Below are 16,534 nucleotides of genomic sequence, written 5' to 3'. Positions count from 1 at the left end.
TTTTCAAAATAAACGATAGAACTTTGCAAAGTAATATCAATACCCATTATTTTGAAAACAAAACAAGAAACAACAGCCCATTTATTTGAAATTAATCATTCTTTACAACAAGCACTTTTTCTTGCCGTAATTATTTTATGCTTATTTTCAATCATTTCTCCACCGATAGCACTTTTGCTGGGCGTTCTAATTGTGAATATTTTCGGAAATCCATTTATCGAATTCAATCATAAAGCGATTACTTTTTTACTGCAATTTTCTGTTGTTGGTTTAGGATTTGGAATGAATGCAACAAGTGCCGTTTCTGCTGGAAAAGAAGGTTTTTTGTTGACCATCGTTTCCATTTTTGCTACTTTAATATTTGGTTTTCTATTAGGTAAATGGCTTAAAACAGAAAAGAAAACCTCTCATTTAATTTCTTGCGGAACCGCTATTTGTGGAGGAAGTGCTATTGCTGCGATTTCACCGGTAATCAAATCAAATGAAAATCAAACTTCTGTTGCTTTGGGCGTTATTTTTATATTGAATTCAATTGCTTTGTTTGCGTTTCCTTTTATTGGACATCAATTAGATTTATCTCAAAAAGATTTCGGTTTGTGGTGTGCTATCGCTATTCACGATACGAGTTCTGTAGTCGGTGCAGCTAATAAATACGGTGCAGAAGCTTTACAGGTGGCAACGACAGTAAAATTGGCAAGAGCATTATGGATTATTCCAATTTCTGTTTTAACGGCTTTTCTTTTTAAAAACAAGAATACAAAAATCAAAATTCCATATTTTATTGGATTGTTTATTTTGGCAATGCTTATCAATACGTATTTACCATCAACAGCTGTTTTCTCAGCTCATATTGTTGGTATCGCAAAGATTGGTTTGACCATTACTTTGTTTTTAATTGGAGCAACTTTAAACTTTTCTACTTTAAAAGCGGTAGGAGTAAAGCCATTACTTCAAGGTGTTTTTCTTTGGATTTTTATAGCTGTTCTCGCTTTGCTGTCAATTCTTTGTCTAAGTTAAAACTTATTTTATATTAGAAAATTTGACAATTGGTTTATCAATCATTTTGTAGAATTTTCCTTTGAATGAGAAGTGTCTTTCAATCTCAAAATTAAATGATTTTTTGGTTTTTGTCATCGTCGCTATTTCTTCAGGGAATTCTACATCAAAATCATCTTCTGCTCTTGCTTCTATATTGTAAGCTCCTTTTGTGGTAATAATAATATCCCTAAAATGTTTTTTAGAGTCATCTTTTACAATCTTATAAGATCCTGACCAAGAAATAAATGAAGAATTGGTTAGCTGGTAATTATTGACTTCCATAATTGGCTGATACTGACCTCCAAAACCGGCTACAAGATATAGATAACCTTCATAAGCACCTCCAGCTCCGCCATTTGCATGTATTAAAGTAAAAGCAAATTGATCTTCTCCAATTTCAACTAATTTAGGAGTCGGACATCGTGCAAAAGCTCCGAATGCAGCAATTGCAGGCTGAAAAGATCTCATTTCCCAGACATTATTATTCTTTGCGAATTTTGCGACACCTAACAATCCGCCAGAGAATCGACCTGTCTGAAGTCCGTCTTCATCATGAACGGAATGATTGAAAGCTAAAATTTTAAACTCATTTCCTTTTGAATCTTTATAATCAATATTGGCTATAAGTCTTGTGGCTACACCCTCTGCATAAGGAAACATTTGATCACCTTCTACGCCATTTACATCCAGGAAAGGCATTGGTTTACACGATTTACATTTCCAGCTTATAAAAGTGTTTTTGTCAGCCAGATGATACAAATTGCCAGGAAACAGCTTTTGCATCGTTTTCTCGCCGTTTAAAGGATCTGAAATTTTTACAATTCTCTTTGGATTTAATATAGTATCGCTGACGTTTTTAAGTTGTAAATCATTCTCTTGTGCAAAAGAAAGAGCGGAAATTAATAGAAATATGTTTAAGGTAATCTGGCGCATAAAGTTGTATTATTTATACAAACAAATGTATAAAGAAAATTATTGTTAATTTAAAATAATAGTATTTCCAAGAGCGAAAAACTCAAAATATTAAATTAGCCTAATCTTAATGATAGTATTTTTTGCGTATTCTTTAATTAAAACTAAATTTGCTCCCTCTAATAAAAAAACAAATGAAAAAAATCCAAATGAGACCAAAATTAATTGCTTTCGGTGCTTTAATTATTGGCTTTATTACTGTATCATGGGGAATTGTAGGCCATGAGCGTATTAACAAAGCTGCTGTAATGGCTTTACCAAAACAACTACAGATATTTTTTTACAATCACATTGATTTTATTACTCAAGAAGCTTCGGTACCAGATATCCGTAAGTATGCTTTAAATTATAAAGAAGAAGGTCCGAGACATTATTTTGACATGGAAAACTTTGGCCCTGCGGACACTTATCCTAAGACGTTGGAAGAGGCAAAGCAAAAATATGATGCTAAATTCTTAAGCGATAATGGTATTTTGCCTTGGTATATTGAAGACATGATGGCGAAGTTGACTAAAGCGTTTAAAGAAAAAAACAGAGCTGAAATCTTATTTCTTTCTGCAGATTTAGGACATTATATTGGTGATGCTCACATGCCTTTGCATACTTCAAAAAATCACGATGGACAATTGACTGACCAAAAAGGAATTCACTCTCTTTGGGAAAGTAGATTGCCTGAGTTGTTTGCTAAAAATTATAAATTTAATGTTCCTGAGGCTCAGTATTATTCAGATGTTCATAAAGCAATTTGGGACATGATTAATGATACTCACAGCTTTGCGCAGCCATTATTGGACATAGATAAAAAACTAAGAACTGCAACTCCTGAAAATAAAGTTTTTGAAGTTGATGCAGAAGGTAAAATTGTGAAAACGAAATACAATACTGCTAAATTTACTGATGAATATGCTGCAAAATTGCATGCTGAGTTGAACGGAATGGTTGAAAGTCAGATGAAGAAGGCAATTACTGCAACAGCGAGTTTCTGGTACACAGCATGGGTAAATGCAGGAAAACCAGATTTAAGCGATTTAGATGCGCCTGCAGTTACACAAAGAAACTTCCAATTTTTACAAGAAGATTTAAAAGCATACCAAAAAGGAAACTTATTCGGAATGAAAAATCAAAACGACTAAATATTAGTTTGTTTCAAGTTTTATGATTTCAAGTTCAAGTTGACTTGTTAACTAAAAAAGCCTCAAGTAAAAATTTGAGGCTTTTTTATTCTTTAGATTAGCGAAGTTTGGCGTATAACTTAACATGTTTGGCAGTTAAATCTAAATCTTTAAGCTGATATTCTTTTTCTTTTAAAACATAGGAAGCTGATTGATAATAAGAAATCGTTTCATTTACTAAATCTTTATTTTCTGTTTTCAGCGAAATTTCATCATAATGAATCTGATACTCAGGAGAAAGACCATTTTCTGGTTTTAATTTTAATTGAAATTGTTTGATTTGTTGCTTTGGAGAAAGAATCGTTAAAACGTTGTCTTTTATCAATCCTAAATCCTGATAAGTGGCAATAAAAGCTCTTGGTTTATAATCGGATTGAAAAACATCATGTCCGAAAAACTTACTTTGATAATCAAAATTTAACAACCCGAATAAAGTTGGCATAATATCAATTTGAGACATTAATGTATTACATTTTTGAGCTTTTCTACTTGGATCGTAAATTAAAGCCGGAATTCTATATTTATCTAATGGGAGTTCTGTTTTTCCAGCACTTGAGGCACAATGATCGGCTACAATTACAAATACAGTATTGTTGAACCAAGATTGTTTTTTGGCCTGATTAAAGAACTGACGTAATGCAAAGTCTGTATATTTTACACCACCATCACGAGACTTTATATCTCCAGGAATGTCAATTTTATTGTTTGGATAAGTAAAAGGTCTATGGTTGCTTACCGTCATGATATGATTAAAAAACGGTCTGTTTTGTTTTGCTTCAGTGTTCATGATTTTGATTGCCTTGTTGTACATATCTTCATCACAAACTCCCCAAACATTAGAAAAGGTAATTTCGTTTGGAGCAAAACTAGATTTATCAATAATCTGATAACCGTTTCCAGAATAAAAATCCTGCATATTATCAAAAAATGCATCTCCGCCATACATAAATTTCACGTTGTAACCTTTTTTAAGAAAGACAGATCCTGTAGAAAATTTGTTTTTATTGTCCTCTCTCTTAACTACGCTTTCGCCTGCCGTTGGTGGCAAGCATAAAGTAACAGCTTCAAGCCCTCGTACTGTACGATTTCCAGCTGCATAAACATTGGTAAACAATAAACTTTTTTGTGCCAGACTATCTAAAAACGGTGTAATATTTTGTTTGTTGCCGTACATTTTCATGAAATCTGCACTTAAACTTTCAACAGTGATCAGGACTACGTTTTTACGCTGTTCCAAAGAATCATTTTTTATTTCTCTTAAGGTGTTGTCTCCTGAAATTGTAGGCAATTGTTTCTTTAAAAGAGCGAATGCTTCTTGGTTTGAAATCGTTTTGTAAAATTTGAAATAATCCAGTTTATTATTCTGAAAAGCCAGATAGAACTTGTAAACGCCGTTTGCCTGTAGTTCATTCACAAAAATATTTTTAGAATTTTCTGTTTTTGCCAATCCAGGAACAGCCAATAAAGAAATAAAAAATAATGTTGCGTAAACAATGCTAATTTTTAGTTTTTCAGAAAACGTTGGAATCTCATCAATATAGTTTCTTGATTTTTTAATGATGTAGAAAGTAATGATTCCAGTTATGATAAACAATGCAGAAAAAATTGGAATTACAGGATAAGACTGCATAATGTTTCCAATTACTTCATTGGTGTAAATCAAGTAATTTACAGCTATGAAGTTATATTTTACGCCAAATTCATTCCAAAAGAAAAATTCACTTATTCCGTTTTGAAGAATTATCAAAACATACAAGAAGACCGCAAAAGCAAAAAGCCATAATCTTGCCTTGTTTCGAATTTTTGGAACGAAAAGAAAAAGTGAAAACAAGGCAGTTTTGATCGAAATGAAAATTAAAACTATTTTTGGTAAAGCACCACCATATTCATCAAAAATGCTTTTTCCGGACGCTACATAAAGTAATGCTAATAAAAAACCTCCAAGTATAAAATAACCATATGGTTTATTGTATTTTGAATTGGATATAAGAATAAGATAGAGCCAAAGAATAAATGAAGCTAGAACAAAAACAAAAAAGTCTGATAATAAGCCTAATGTGAAAATTTTAAAACTTTCAGCAATAGTAAAAGAGCTTTGTGTTATAGGATGGAAGAATAATACGATTCTAAGCGTAAAGGTTACAATAAAATACAGAATTGCAAGATTGTAAAAAGGCGAAAATTTTTTGTAAAAATTCATCTGATTTAATTTTTTACAAAATTATCTACGAATCATTAACGTCAGATTAAGTTAGACTTTTACCTTACTTAACGTTATCTTAAAGTTTGCTTAAGATACTGGTTTCCTTTATTTCATGAATTAAAACGTTAATTTTCAACTTCAAAATTCTCTATCTTTGAAGTGTAAAATGAAATCCTAATCTTAATTAATACGATTACATGCATATTTTAATAGTTGAAGACGAAGTAGGAATTGTCCAGTTTTTAAAGCAAGGTCTTCAAGAAGAAGGCTATCAGATAACTACAGCCAATGATGGTTCTAAGGGGTTTGAGCTTGTTCAGGATCAGAAGTTCGATTTGATTCTTCTAGATTGGATGCTCCCAAAAATAAACGGTTTGGATTTGTGCAAAGCCATTCGCATTAAAGACCAAACGACACCTATTATATTTTTAACTGCAAAAGATACTGTTCAGGAAACAATCGAGGGTTTAAAAGCTGGTGCAAACGATTATATTAAGAAACCATTTAGCTTTGAAGAACTTGTAGAACGCATTAAAGTTCATTTTAGAAACAAAATTAAAACAGAAGTTCTAACTCTTGGTAATATAACTATTGATTTGTCTAAACATATCGTTTTAAAAAACGATGAAGAAATTTCATTGACACAAAGAGAATTCGAATTATTGACTTATCTGATTGAAAATAAAGGTAAAGTTTGTACTAGAAATCAGATTTTGAGAGATGTTTGGGAAATCAATTTTGAATACGATACAGGTGTTATCGATGTTTTTATGAATGCTATTCGTAAAAAATTAAACCTTAAAATTGAAGAAGATTATATAAAAACTATTCGCGGAATTGGTTATATCGCCAATGATTAATACATGAAATCATTATCTTTTAAAAATCGAATTGCCTTAAATTATATTGTTGGAACTGGACTTTTGGTCTTGGTTGTTTTTTCAGCAATTTATTTCATTGTAAAATTAACGGTTTACAATCATATTGACGAAAATTTGAATATCGAAATTGCCGATCATTTAAAGGAACTTAAAATAGAAAACGGCAAAATTATCTATATGGATGCAGAAGAGTGGGAGGAAAGAGAACATAATTCTGTTGATGTAAATCCTGTTTTTGTCCAGTTTTTAGATTTGAATAAAAAAATCTTAGAAAAGTCTCCCAATTTAAAGAATGAGAAATTGGTTTTTCATGAAAGTAAAGAACATTTTCAGCTTTTTGATACCAAATTACTAGGAAATAAAATTCGCCAGATTCAGGTTCCTCTTCATATAAAATCGAAGAAAATTGGATATTTGATCATTGCCATGTCGCTTTCGGATTCTTCAAAAGTTTTGGATAATTTGATGGGTACATTATTGATTACTTTTCCAATTATTCTTTTAATATTGTTTTTCTTAGCCCGATTTTATGCAGGAAGAAGTATAAAGCCAATAAATGACATTATTAATACTTCAAAAATTATTACAAAAGACAATTTGAAATCGAGAATCCCGCTTCCAAAAACAAGGGATGAATTGTTTACGCTTTCAAAAACAATCAATAATTTGTTGAACAGAATTGAAGATGCAATTGAGCGCGAAAAACAGTTTACTTCTGATGCTTCTCACGAACTGAGAACACCTCTTACTGTAATTAAAGGAACACTTGAAGTTCTAATACGTAAACCTCGAGATAGCAAAGAGTATGAAGAGAAAATAAATTATTGTATTAATGAAGTTGACCATCTAAATTCTTTAGTAGATCAATTACTTTTGATGGCTCGTTTTGAAAATCAAAAGCAAAATATTGTTAAAGAAAATGTATTTTTAAATGCTTCGATTTTGGATGTTTTAACCTTGAATGCGGAAAAAATAAATGCTAAGAAACTCAATGTGTCGTTAGAAGCAAAAGAAGAGTTTAGTATTTATTCAGATCATTATCTAACGGTCACAATTTTGCGAAATATTATCTCAAATGCTGTTAAATATTCCAATAATGAAACAAAAATTACTATTTCTTTAGCAAGAGAAAAGGATAAAATAGTTTGCACTATACAGGATCAGGGAATCGGAATTGCAAGAAAAGATTTAGAGTCGATTATGAATCCGTTTTTTAGGTCTGATTCTTTAAATCATAGTGAAATAAAAGGAACAGGACTTGGTTTGTTTATTGTAAAAAGAATGACAGATTTGCTTCAGATTAAATTTAAAATCGAAAGTGAAATTGGAAAAGGAACGAAGGTTTTATTGGTTTTTAATGAATTTGATAATTCGTTAAATTAATTTCAAAATTATTATACCAAAAGGGCTTCCAGCTGTTTTTTAACAATAAACTATCGTTAAGTTAAAATAATAATTGCTTTTTAATTAATTTATCTATTATATTTGCAACCGAATCAAAGAAGTAAAAAACAAAACAAATCATGATTTCAATTCAATTACATCATCATCATGTACATTATTGCTCTCAAGCGATGTGTTAATGGTATGCGTGTAAATCATCATATTTTAAAACCCGTTTGAGTACATCAAACGGGTTTTTTAATTCTAACTCTCTTTGTACTCAAACTCTAAACCAACAAACAACTAAAAAAAATGAGTACTTTAAAAATTGCAATTCAAAAATCAGGGCGTTTAAATGAAGATAGCATTCAAATCTTAAAAGACTGCGGTATTTCAATCAACAACGGAATCGACCAATTAAAAGCAGAAGCTTCAAATTTTCCTCTTGAAGTTTTGTATTTAAGAAATTCAGATATTCCTCAATATCTAATTGATGGAGTAGTAGATTTAGCAATTGTAGGCGACAATCTTTTGGTAGAAAAAGGAAAAGGAATCGAAGTAGTTCAGAAATTAGGATTCTCAAAATGCAAAGTTTCTGTAGCTGTTCCAAAAACATTCGAATACAATTCGGTTCAGGATTTAGCAGGTTTACGTGTTGCAACCTCTTATCCAAACACGGTAAATGAATTTTTCGGTAAATTTGGTTTAACTGTAGATATTCACCAAATTTCAGGTTCTGTAGAAATTGCACCAAACATCGGATTGGCAGATGCGATTGTAGATATCGTTTCAAGTGGAAGTACTTTATTCAAAAACAACTTAAAAGAAGTTGAAGTGATCTTAAAAAGTGAAGCTGTTTTAGCGGTTTCTCCTAAAGTTTCGCCAGAAATCCAAAAACACATTGATACATTAAAATTTAGAATTCAGGCCGTTTTAAGAGCTAGAAATTCAAAATACATTTTAATGAACGTTCCAAATGATAAAATTGATGCAGTTGGAAAAATTCTTCCAGTCTTGAGAAGTTTAACAGTTCTTCCGCTAGCACAAGAAGGTTGGAGCAGTGTTCACTCCGTAATTGATAAAGATACTTTTTGGGATGTAATCGATCAATTAAAAGAAGTTGGAGCAGAAGGAATTCTAGTTTGCCCAATTGAGAAAATGGTATTGTAGGCTTTCGCCCGCTGTAGGCTTTAGGCAATAAGCTTTAAGCCAAATCACAAAGTAAAAAAGCTTAAAGCTTATTGCCTAAAGCTTAAAGCCTAAAAAAGACAAAGTAACAAAGCCTAAAGCTTATAGCCAAAAGCATTAAAAAAAATGAATAAAATAGACAACCCAAAACCAGAAAGCTGGTCAGAAATATTAAAAAGACCAACTCAGACTATTGATGATATTGAGGTTACGGTAAAAGAGATTTTTAGAGAAGTACAGAAAAAAGGAGATGAAGCGGTTGCAAAATACACTTCAATTTTTGATGGAATCTCACAAGATAATTATGAAGTTTCTTTAGAAGAGATAAATGAAGCGATTGAATTGATTCCGAACGAATTAAAAGAGGCAATTCAATTGGCTAAGAACAATATTTACAAATTTCACAAAGCTCAGAAAACAGAAAGAGTTTCACTTGAAACCATTGAAGGAGTAGATTGCTGGCAGGAAAAAAGACCAATTCAAAAAATTGGTTTATACATTCCAGGTGGAACTGCACCCTTGTTTTCAACTGTCTTAATGTTAGCAGTTCCTGCTGAAATCGCGGGCTGTAAAGAAATTGTTTTATGTTCTCCTCCTGATAAAAAAGGAAAAATAAATCCAGCAATTTTATATGCTGCAAATTTATGTGGAGTGACTAAAATTTTAAAAGTGGGTGGAATTCAAGCTATTGCAGGTATGACATTCGGAACACAATCAATCCCGAAAGTATATAAAATCTTCGGACCTGGAAATCAGTTTGTAACGGTTGCTAAGCAATTAGCTACTCAATTTGGGGTGGCAATCGATATGCCGGCAGGTCCTTCAGAACTATTAATTGTGGCCGATGATACTGCAGTTCCAGCTTTTGTAGCTTCTGATCTGCTTTCTCAGGCAGAACATGGAACAGATAGTCAGGTGATTTTAGTCTCAACTTCAAAAAAACTGATTGATGAAGTGGAGAAAGAAGTGCAATCTCAATTAGAAGTGCTTCCTAGAAAAGCAATTGCAGAAAAAGCCATCGAAAATTCCAAACTAATTTATGTAGAAAATGATCAAATAGCTTTGGATTTAATTAACGAATACGGCCCAGAACACTTTATAATCTGTTCAGAATATGATGATTTCTACTGCAATGGAATTGTAAATGCGGGTTCTGTTTTTATTGGAAATTACACACCAGAAAGCGCTGGAGATTATGCCTCTGGAACAAATCATACGTTACCAACAAATGGTTATGCTAAAAATTACAGCGGTGTAAATCTGGATAGTTTCATGAAATCAATGACTTTTCAAAAAATCACAAAAACTGGAATTTTAAACATAGGAAAAGCTATTGAAACTATGGCCGAAGCTGAAGGGTTGCAGGCGCATAAAAATGCAGTGACCTTGAGATTAAAGAGTTTAGAGTAAAAGAGCATAGAATAGAGAGTATAGAGAAAAGAATAAAGAAATGAGTAAGATATGAAGTCTATTCTCTTTGCTCTATTTTCTATATTCTAAAAAAGAAAAAAACAATGAGTACCTTCGATATAAATACAATAACACGTGAAAATGTAAAATCTTTAAAACCATATTCGTCTGCAAGAGATGAGTTTGAAGATTTTGATACTGCTGAAATGATTTTTTTGGACGCTAATGAGAATCCATATCAAAATGGTGTAAATCGTTACCCAGATCCACAGCAGAATTCGGTTAAGGCGATTCTGGCTAAAAACAATTTGACAAAGCAAAGTAAGATTTTATTAGGAAATGGAAGTGATGAAGTTTTAGATTTACTTTTCAGAGCTTTCTGTGAACCAAATAAAGATAATATTATTTCGCTGCCGCCAACATATGGAATGTATGGAGTTTTGGCAAACATTAATGCAGTTGAAAACAGAGAAGTTTTGTTGACAACAGATTTTCAACCACAAGTAGAAAAGATCTTGGAAGCGGTTGATGACAATACAAAAATCATCTTTTTATGTTCACCAAATAACCCAACCGGAAATTCTTTTTCAGACGAAAGTGTGGTGAAATTGCTTCAAAATTTTAAAGGTTTGGTTGTGATTGATGAAGCTTACATAGATTTTTCAGATAAAGAAAGTTGGTTGGCAGAAATTGATGCTTATCCTAATTTAGTGATTACTCAAACACTTTCTAAGGCCTATGGTTTAGCTGGAATCCGTTTAGGAATTTGCTACGCTTCTGAAGCTGTGATTTCAGTTTTAAACAAAATAAAACCGCCTTATAACGTAAACGAATTAACACAACAAAGAGCGAAAGAACGTTTAAAAAATTCAGAAAAGATAAAACAAGAAATAGCTTCTATTATAGAGCAAAGAGAAGAATTACTTAAAGTTTTGCTTGAAGTAAGTTTTGTTGAAAAAGTATATCCAACAGAAGCTAATTTTATTTTAGCAAAAGTGGATGATGCTAACAAAAGATACGATCAATTAATTGAAAAAGGAATTGTTATCAGAAATAGAACAACACAACCTTTATGCGAAAATTGCCTTCGTTTTACAATCGGGACAAAAGAAGAGAATGCGGTTGTAATTAGAGAATTAAAATCATTGAGTTAAAAAACATAAAGCCACGAATTACACAAATTTCACTAATTTAATTCGTGTAGATTCGTGAAATTCGTGGCAAAAGAAAAATCCATTAAATCTGTGAAATCTGTGGCAGAACAAAAAATATTATGAAAAAAGTACTTTTTATCGATCGTGACGGAACGATTGTTTTAGAACCTGAAAATTACCAATTAGACAGTTTGGATAAACTGGAATTTTATCCAAAAGCCTTTCAGTATCTGGCTAAAATCGCAGCCGAATTGGATTACGAATTAGCAATGGTAACCAATCAGGATGGTTTAGGAACGGATAGTTTTCCAGAAGATACATTTTGGCCAACGCAAAATTTCATTCTAAAGGCATTTGAAAATGAAGGTGTTGTTTTTGATGAAATCTTTGTAGACAGAAGTTTTCCTGAAGAAAATGCACCAACTCGTAAGCCTAGAACTGGAATGTTGACTAAATATTTAAACAATCCAGAATATGATTTAGAAAACTCTTTTGTTTTAGGAGATCGTTTAACGGATGTTGAATTGGCTAAAAACTTAGGAGCAAAAGCAATTTTCATGAACGATACAGATGGAGCAGGAAGTACTGAAATTTCATCTAAGCGTGAAGAATTAAATGATACGATTGTTTTGCAGTCAATGGATTGGAAGAAGATTTATGAGTTTTTAAAATTAGAAGCACGTTCTGCTTCGATTACTCGTAAAACAAACGAAACCGATATTTACATCAACTTAAATCTTGATGGAACAGGAAAAAGCAAGATCGACACCGGAATCGCATTTTTTGACCATATGTTGGATCAAATTTCACGTCACGGTCAAATGGATTTGGAAATTACGGTTAAAGGCGATTTAGAAGTTGATGAGCATCATACAATCGAAGATACGGCAATTGCGCTTGGAGAAGTTTTCGCAAAAGCATTAGGAAATAAACTAGGAATCGAGCGTTACGGATTTTGTCTTCCAATGGATGATTGTTTAGCGCAGGCTGCAATTGATTTCGGAGGAAGAAATTGGTTAATCTGGGAAACAGAATTCAAACGTGAAATGGTGGGCAAAATGCCAACAGAAATGTTCTATCATTTCTTTAAATCATTCACAGACGGAGCAAAAGCTAACTTAAATATCAAAGCAGAAGGAATCAACGAACATCACAAAATCGAAGCAATCTTTAAAGCTTTCGCGAAAGCGATAAAAGTAGCCGTAAAAAGAGATACCGAAAAAATGATTTTGCCTTCGACGAAAGGAATGCTTTAAAATTTGTTTCAAGTTTCAGGTTTAAAGTTGCATGTTGATCAACAGAACGTGAAACCTGAAACTTTAAACTTGAAACAAAACAAACAAAAAACAAAATGAAAATAGTAATTATAAATTACGGAGCAGGAAATATTCAGAGCATTATGTTTGCTATTGAAAGACTGGGGTTTAAAGCAGTTTTGAGTAATAATCCTGAGGAAATAAAAGCGGCAGATAAAGTGATTTTTCCTGGTGTTGGCGAAGCAAGTTCGGCGATGACAAAACTTCGCGAAAGCGGACTGGACAGTTTGATTCCGCAATTGAAACAACCTGTTTTAGGAATTTGTCTTGGAATGCAATTAATGTGTAATAAAACAGAAGAAGGAAATACAGAAGGTTTAGGAATTTTTGATGTCGATGTTTTGAAATTTTCAAACAACGTAAAAGTGCCGCAAATGGGATGGAATCAGATTTATGATTTAAAAACCGATTTGTTTAAAGGTATTTCTGAAAATGAATTCATGTATTTGGTTCATAGTTTTTATGCGCCAAATTGCGAATATGCAATTGCTAAAACCAATTATGATGTTGAATATGCATCGGCTTTACAGAAAGATAATTTTTATGGAACGCAGTTTCACCCAGAAAAAAGTGGTGATGTTGGAGAGAAAATACTTGGAAACTTCTTGAATTTAAATTCCAATTAAAATATCAAAAATCAATCAAAATATCAATTTTTGAACGTTAGAAAAGGACTTTATGACTTTCGACTTTCAAACTTTAAGACTAAAAAAAATGAGAATAATACCAGCCATAGATATCATTGAAGGAAAATGCGTTCGTTTGTCCAAAGGTGATTATGATACTAAGATAATTTACAATGAAAATCCGCTAGAAGTGGCGAAATCATTTGAAACCCATGGAATAGAATATCTGCATTTAGTAGATCTTGACGGTGCAAAATCAAGTAAAATTGTCAATTATAAGATACTAGAACAAATTGCAACGCAAACAAGCTTAAAAATTGATTTCGGTGGCGGATTAAAATCAGATGATGATTTGAGAATTGCTTTTGAAAGTGGTGCAAACCAAATAACTGGTGGAAGTATAGCCGTGAAAAACAGAGCAATATTTGAAAAATGGATTTCAGAATACGGAACGGAGAAAATCATTCTAGGCGCAGACGCAAAAGATGAAAAGATTGCAGTTTCAGGTTGGTTAGAAGAATCAAATGAAGATTTGGTTCCATTCATTCAAGACTACCAATCAAAAGGAATTCAGTTTGTTATTTGTACGGATATTGCAAAAGATGGAATGCTTCAAGGTCCAAGTTTTGATTTGTATAGCAAAATTTTATCAGAAGCTACAGGCATAAAACTAATCGCTTCTGGCGGAATTTCAACTTTTGACGAATTACCAAAATTAGCTGAATTAGGTTGTGAAGGTACTATCATCGGAAAAGCAATTTATGAAGGAAGAATTAGTTTGAAACAACTGGAGAATTTTATAATTAGATAATTAGAAAATTAGTCAATTAGATAATTATTTAGCGACTGCATAAAATTATCTAATTATCTAATTCTCAAATTGACACATTAAAAAAAATGTTAGCAAAAAGAATTATACCTTGCTTAGATATAAAAAACGGAAGAACCGTAAAAGGCGTCAATTTTGTTGATTTGCGCGACGCCGGTGATCCTGTAGAATTGGCTGAAATTTATTCGGCTGAAGGCGCAGACGAATTGGTTTTTCTAGATATTTCAGCAACAGAAGAAAGACGCAAAACACTTGTAAATATGGTACGAAGTGTAGCGGAAAAAATCAATATTCCGTTTACGGTTGGCGGCGGAATTTCATCTGTAGAAGATGTTGATATTCTGCTGAATAACGGAGCAGATAAAGTTTCGATCAATTCATCGGCAGTAAAAAATCCGCAATTGATTAATGATTTGGCACAGAAATTTGGAAGTCAGTGCGTTGTTGTTGCAATCGATGCCAAACAAATTGACGGACAATGGATTGTACATTTAGTGGGCGGAAAAGTACCAACTGAACTAAATTTATTCGATTGGGCTGTTGAAGTCGCAGAGCGAGGTGCAGGAGAAATTTTATTCACTTCAATGGATAATGACGGGACTAAAAACGGTTTTGCAAATGAGGCTTTGGCTAAACTTTCAGAATTAATAAATATTCCAATTATTGCTTCAGGAGGTGCAGGAAACATTCAACATTTTGTGGATTCTTTTAAAGAAGGAAAAGCAGATGCAGCTTTGGCAGCAAGCGTTTTTCACTTTAAAGAAATAGAAATCAAAGCGTTGAAACAAGAACTAAGAAATAACAATATAGAAGTTCGAATTTAGTTTTAACTTTAAGACTTTCGACTTTACAACTTTAGACTAATATGGAAATAGATATCAAAAGCGCACACGGATTAATTCCAGCTATAATTCAGGATTCAGAGACAAAAAATGTTTTGATGCTGGGTTATATGAACGAAGAATCGCTTCAAAAAACAATAGAAACTCAAAAAGTGACTTTCTTCAGCCGTTCCAAACAAAGACTTTGGACAAAAGGCGAGGAGAGTGGTAACTTTTTAGAATTGGTAAGTATTAAAAATGATTGTGATGGCGATACGCTTTTGATTCAGGCAAAACCTGTCGGACCAACGTGCCACACTGGAGCAGATACTTGCTGGCAAGAACCAAATTCGGCTAATTATGGTTTTATTTCTCAATTAGAAAATACTATCAAAACCAGAAGAGAAAACGCTGATTCTGAGAAAAGTTACGTCGCTTCATTATTCGAAAAAGGAATCAATAAAATTGCTCAAAAAGTGGGCGAAGAAGCCGTAGAAGTTGTTATTGAAGCAAAAGATGACAATGATGATTTATTTCTTAGCGAAAGCGCTGATTTATTGTTTCATTATTTAATTCTGCTTCAAGCAAAAGGGTATCAATTAAATGATGTTGTGGATGTTTTAAAGAAACGCCAGAAATAGAATTTAGTTTCAAGTTTCAGGTTTCAAGTTTTGTTCAGCAACTTGAAACTTGAAACAAACTAAACCTACTCGAAAAACTCAAAAACCGCAAATTCCTTCGGTTGATGAAATCCAAACTTTAAACTTTTATAAGGTTGTAATGCAAGATATTCGGTTGTGTTACCGTAATCAATTCTAAAAGTGTTTCCTTTCCATTTTGTGCCAATTCTTGGCTGCTGAAAACCACCGTTTTCAATTTTTTCTAGACTTGAAAAAGGGATTTTAACTTCTACAATATAACCTCCAGAGTTTATTTTACTTACTGTTTCTATTCCTTTTATATCAAAATCCATTGCTGTTCTCCATCCACCACATTCTGGTGAAATACATTTTAGAAGTAAATCATAATTGGTCGAAAAAGCATTTACTCCAATTTCAATGTAATTCTGGCCGTCGCCATCAGGGTCTAAAAATATTTCTACTAAATCATCGGTATAAAAAATCTGAGAATCTTTTGGTTGAGATTTTCCGATAATGTTTGAATCTGTGCACTTATAAGCAATATATAGGTTTTCTTCATTCCACGAAAGTGAAACAAAAGTATCCTGCGTAGCTTTTTGTCCAGAATTATGAATTACAAAAGGGCCTAAAAATGGTGTTTCCCAATCTGATAAGTTTCCGTCAACAGTAATTTGTTTTTTGGCTTTGTAAACAGGAATGTTTTGCGAATTTAAACCTGTCGAAAATAACACCACTAAAAAAGAAACAACCACATTATATCTCATATTTGGAAATCTGATAATTTAAAAACACTAAAATAAAGAAGAATTATGAATATGATTGTATTTTTTTGTGCTCCGAATTATAAAAATGTAAAAATCTTGATCTGAATGTTTACATTTGTTAAAGATTAAGCGGGTT

15 protein-coding genes are annotated in these 16,534 nt (G+C 32.3%); 12 read left to right on the top strand and 3 right to left on the bottom strand.

The features are described from left to right. Positions 1-51: 51 nt before the first annotated feature. Positions 52-1,017, top strand: coding sequence for a YeiH family protein (locus K6T82_RS10395; protein WP_223705869.1), 966 nt, complete (start codon positions 52-54; stop codon positions 1,015-1,017). 3 nt (positions 1,018-1,020) lie between these two features. Here K6T82_RS10395 and K6T82_RS10390 read toward each other — a convergent pair whose 3' ends face one another. Next, positions 1,021-1,971, bottom strand: a complete 951-nt coding sequence (locus K6T82_RS10390) for a hypothetical protein (protein ID WP_223705868.1) — start codon at positions 1,969-1,971, stop codon at positions 1,021-1,023. Between the two features lie 173 nt (positions 1,972-2,144). Between K6T82_RS10390 and K6T82_RS10385 the strand changes: the two genes are divergently transcribed. After that, positions 2,145-3,143: a zinc dependent phospholipase C family protein gene (locus tag K6T82_RS10385; protein WP_223705867.1), complete on the top strand. Its 999-nt coding sequence runs from the start codon at positions 2,145-2,147 to the stop codon at positions 3,141-3,143. Between the two features lie 97 nt (positions 3,144-3,240). Here the strand turns inward: K6T82_RS10385 and K6T82_RS10380 are convergent, their stop codons facing one another. Beyond that, the gene (locus tag K6T82_RS10380) at positions 3,241-5,382 is read right to left on the bottom strand and encodes an LTA synthase family protein (RefSeq protein WP_223705866.1); all 2,142 of its coding nucleotides are present in this window, start codon (positions 5,380-5,382) and stop codon (positions 3,241-3,243) included. Between the two features lie 200 nt (positions 5,383-5,582). Here K6T82_RS10380 and K6T82_RS10375 point away from each other — a divergent pair, with 200 nt between their 5' ends. From K6T82_RS10375 to hisIE, 10 genes are all read left to right on the top strand, one after another. Then, positions 5,583-6,245: a response regulator transcription factor gene (locus K6T82_RS10375; protein ID WP_223705865.1), complete on the top strand. Its 663-nt coding sequence runs from the start codon at positions 5,583-5,585 to the stop codon at positions 6,243-6,245. 3 nt (positions 6,246-6,248) lie between these two features. Beyond that, positions 6,249-7,649, top strand: a complete 1,401-nt coding sequence (locus tag K6T82_RS10370; protein ID WP_223705864.1) for a sensor histidine kinase — start codon at positions 6,249-6,251, stop codon at positions 7,647-7,649. A gap of 312 nt (positions 7,650-7,961) precedes the next feature. Further along, positions 7,962-8,819, top strand: a complete 858-nt coding sequence (gene hisG / locus K6T82_RS10365; protein WP_223705863.1) for an ATP phosphoribosyltransferase — start codon at positions 7,962-7,964, stop codon at positions 8,817-8,819. Between the two features lie 144 nt (positions 8,820-8,963). Then, positions 8,964-10,247, top strand: coding sequence for a histidinol dehydrogenase (gene hisD / locus K6T82_RS10360; RefSeq protein WP_223705862.1), 1,284 nt, complete (start codon positions 8,964-8,966; stop codon positions 10,245-10,247). A gap of 104 nt (positions 10,248-10,351) precedes the next feature. Then, positions 10,352-11,401: a histidinol-phosphate transaminase gene (hisC, locus tag K6T82_RS10355; RefSeq protein WP_223705861.1), complete on the top strand. Its 1,050-nt coding sequence runs from the start codon at positions 10,352-10,354 to the stop codon at positions 11,399-11,401. 119 nt (positions 11,402-11,520) lie between these two features. Then, positions 11,521-12,657, top strand: a complete 1,137-nt coding sequence (gene hisB / locus K6T82_RS10350; RefSeq protein WP_223705860.1) for a bifunctional histidinol-phosphatase/imidazoleglycerol-phosphate dehydratase HisB — start codon at positions 11,521-11,523, stop codon at positions 12,655-12,657. A gap of 95 nt (positions 12,658-12,752) precedes the next feature. Further along, positions 12,753-13,343 carry an imidazole glycerol phosphate synthase subunit HisH gene (gene hisH, locus K6T82_RS10345; protein WP_223705859.1) on the top strand — a complete coding sequence of 197 codons (591 nt, stop codon included), beginning with the start codon at positions 12,753-12,755 and terminating at the stop codon, positions 13,341-13,343. An 88-nt stretch (positions 13,344-13,431) separates the two neighbouring features. Continuing rightward, positions 13,432-14,154 (top strand): 1-(5-phosphoribosyl)-5-[(5-phosphoribosylamino)methylideneamino]imidazole-4-carboxamide isomerase, encoded by a 723-nt coding sequence (gene hisA, locus K6T82_RS10340; RefSeq protein WP_223705858.1) that lies wholly within the window; start codon positions 13,432-13,434, stop codon positions 14,152-14,154. A gap of 86 nt (positions 14,155-14,240) precedes the next feature. Further along, positions 14,241-14,996: an imidazole glycerol phosphate synthase subunit HisF gene (gene hisF / locus K6T82_RS10335; protein ID WP_223705857.1), complete on the top strand. Its 756-nt coding sequence runs from the start codon at positions 14,241-14,243 to the stop codon at positions 14,994-14,996. Positions 14,997-15,037: 41 nt separating this feature from the next. Beyond that, the gene (gene hisIE / locus K6T82_RS10330) at positions 15,038-15,634 is read left to right on the top strand and encodes a bifunctional phosphoribosyl-AMP cyclohydrolase/phosphoribosyl-ATP diphosphatase HisIE (protein WP_223705856.1); all 597 of its coding nucleotides are present in this window, start codon (positions 15,038-15,040) and stop codon (positions 15,632-15,634) included. 65 nt (positions 15,635-15,699) lie between these two features. Here the strand turns inward: hisIE and K6T82_RS10325 are convergent, their stop codons facing one another. Next, positions 15,700-16,398: a carbohydrate-binding family 9-like protein gene (locus K6T82_RS10325; RefSeq protein WP_223705855.1), complete on the bottom strand. Its 699-nt coding sequence runs from the start codon at positions 16,396-16,398 to the stop codon at positions 15,700-15,702. Positions 16,399-16,534 lie beyond the last annotated feature (136 nt).

It is taken from the genome of Flavobacterium potami (assembly GCF_020026915.1).
In the GTDB taxonomy this organism is placed as follows: Bacteria; Bacteroidota; Bacteroidia; order Flavobacteriales; family Flavobacteriaceae; genus Flavobacterium; species Flavobacterium potami.
Note: the sequence above shows the minus strand (reverse complement) of the source record. Positions and strands in the feature narration are given on the sequence as shown.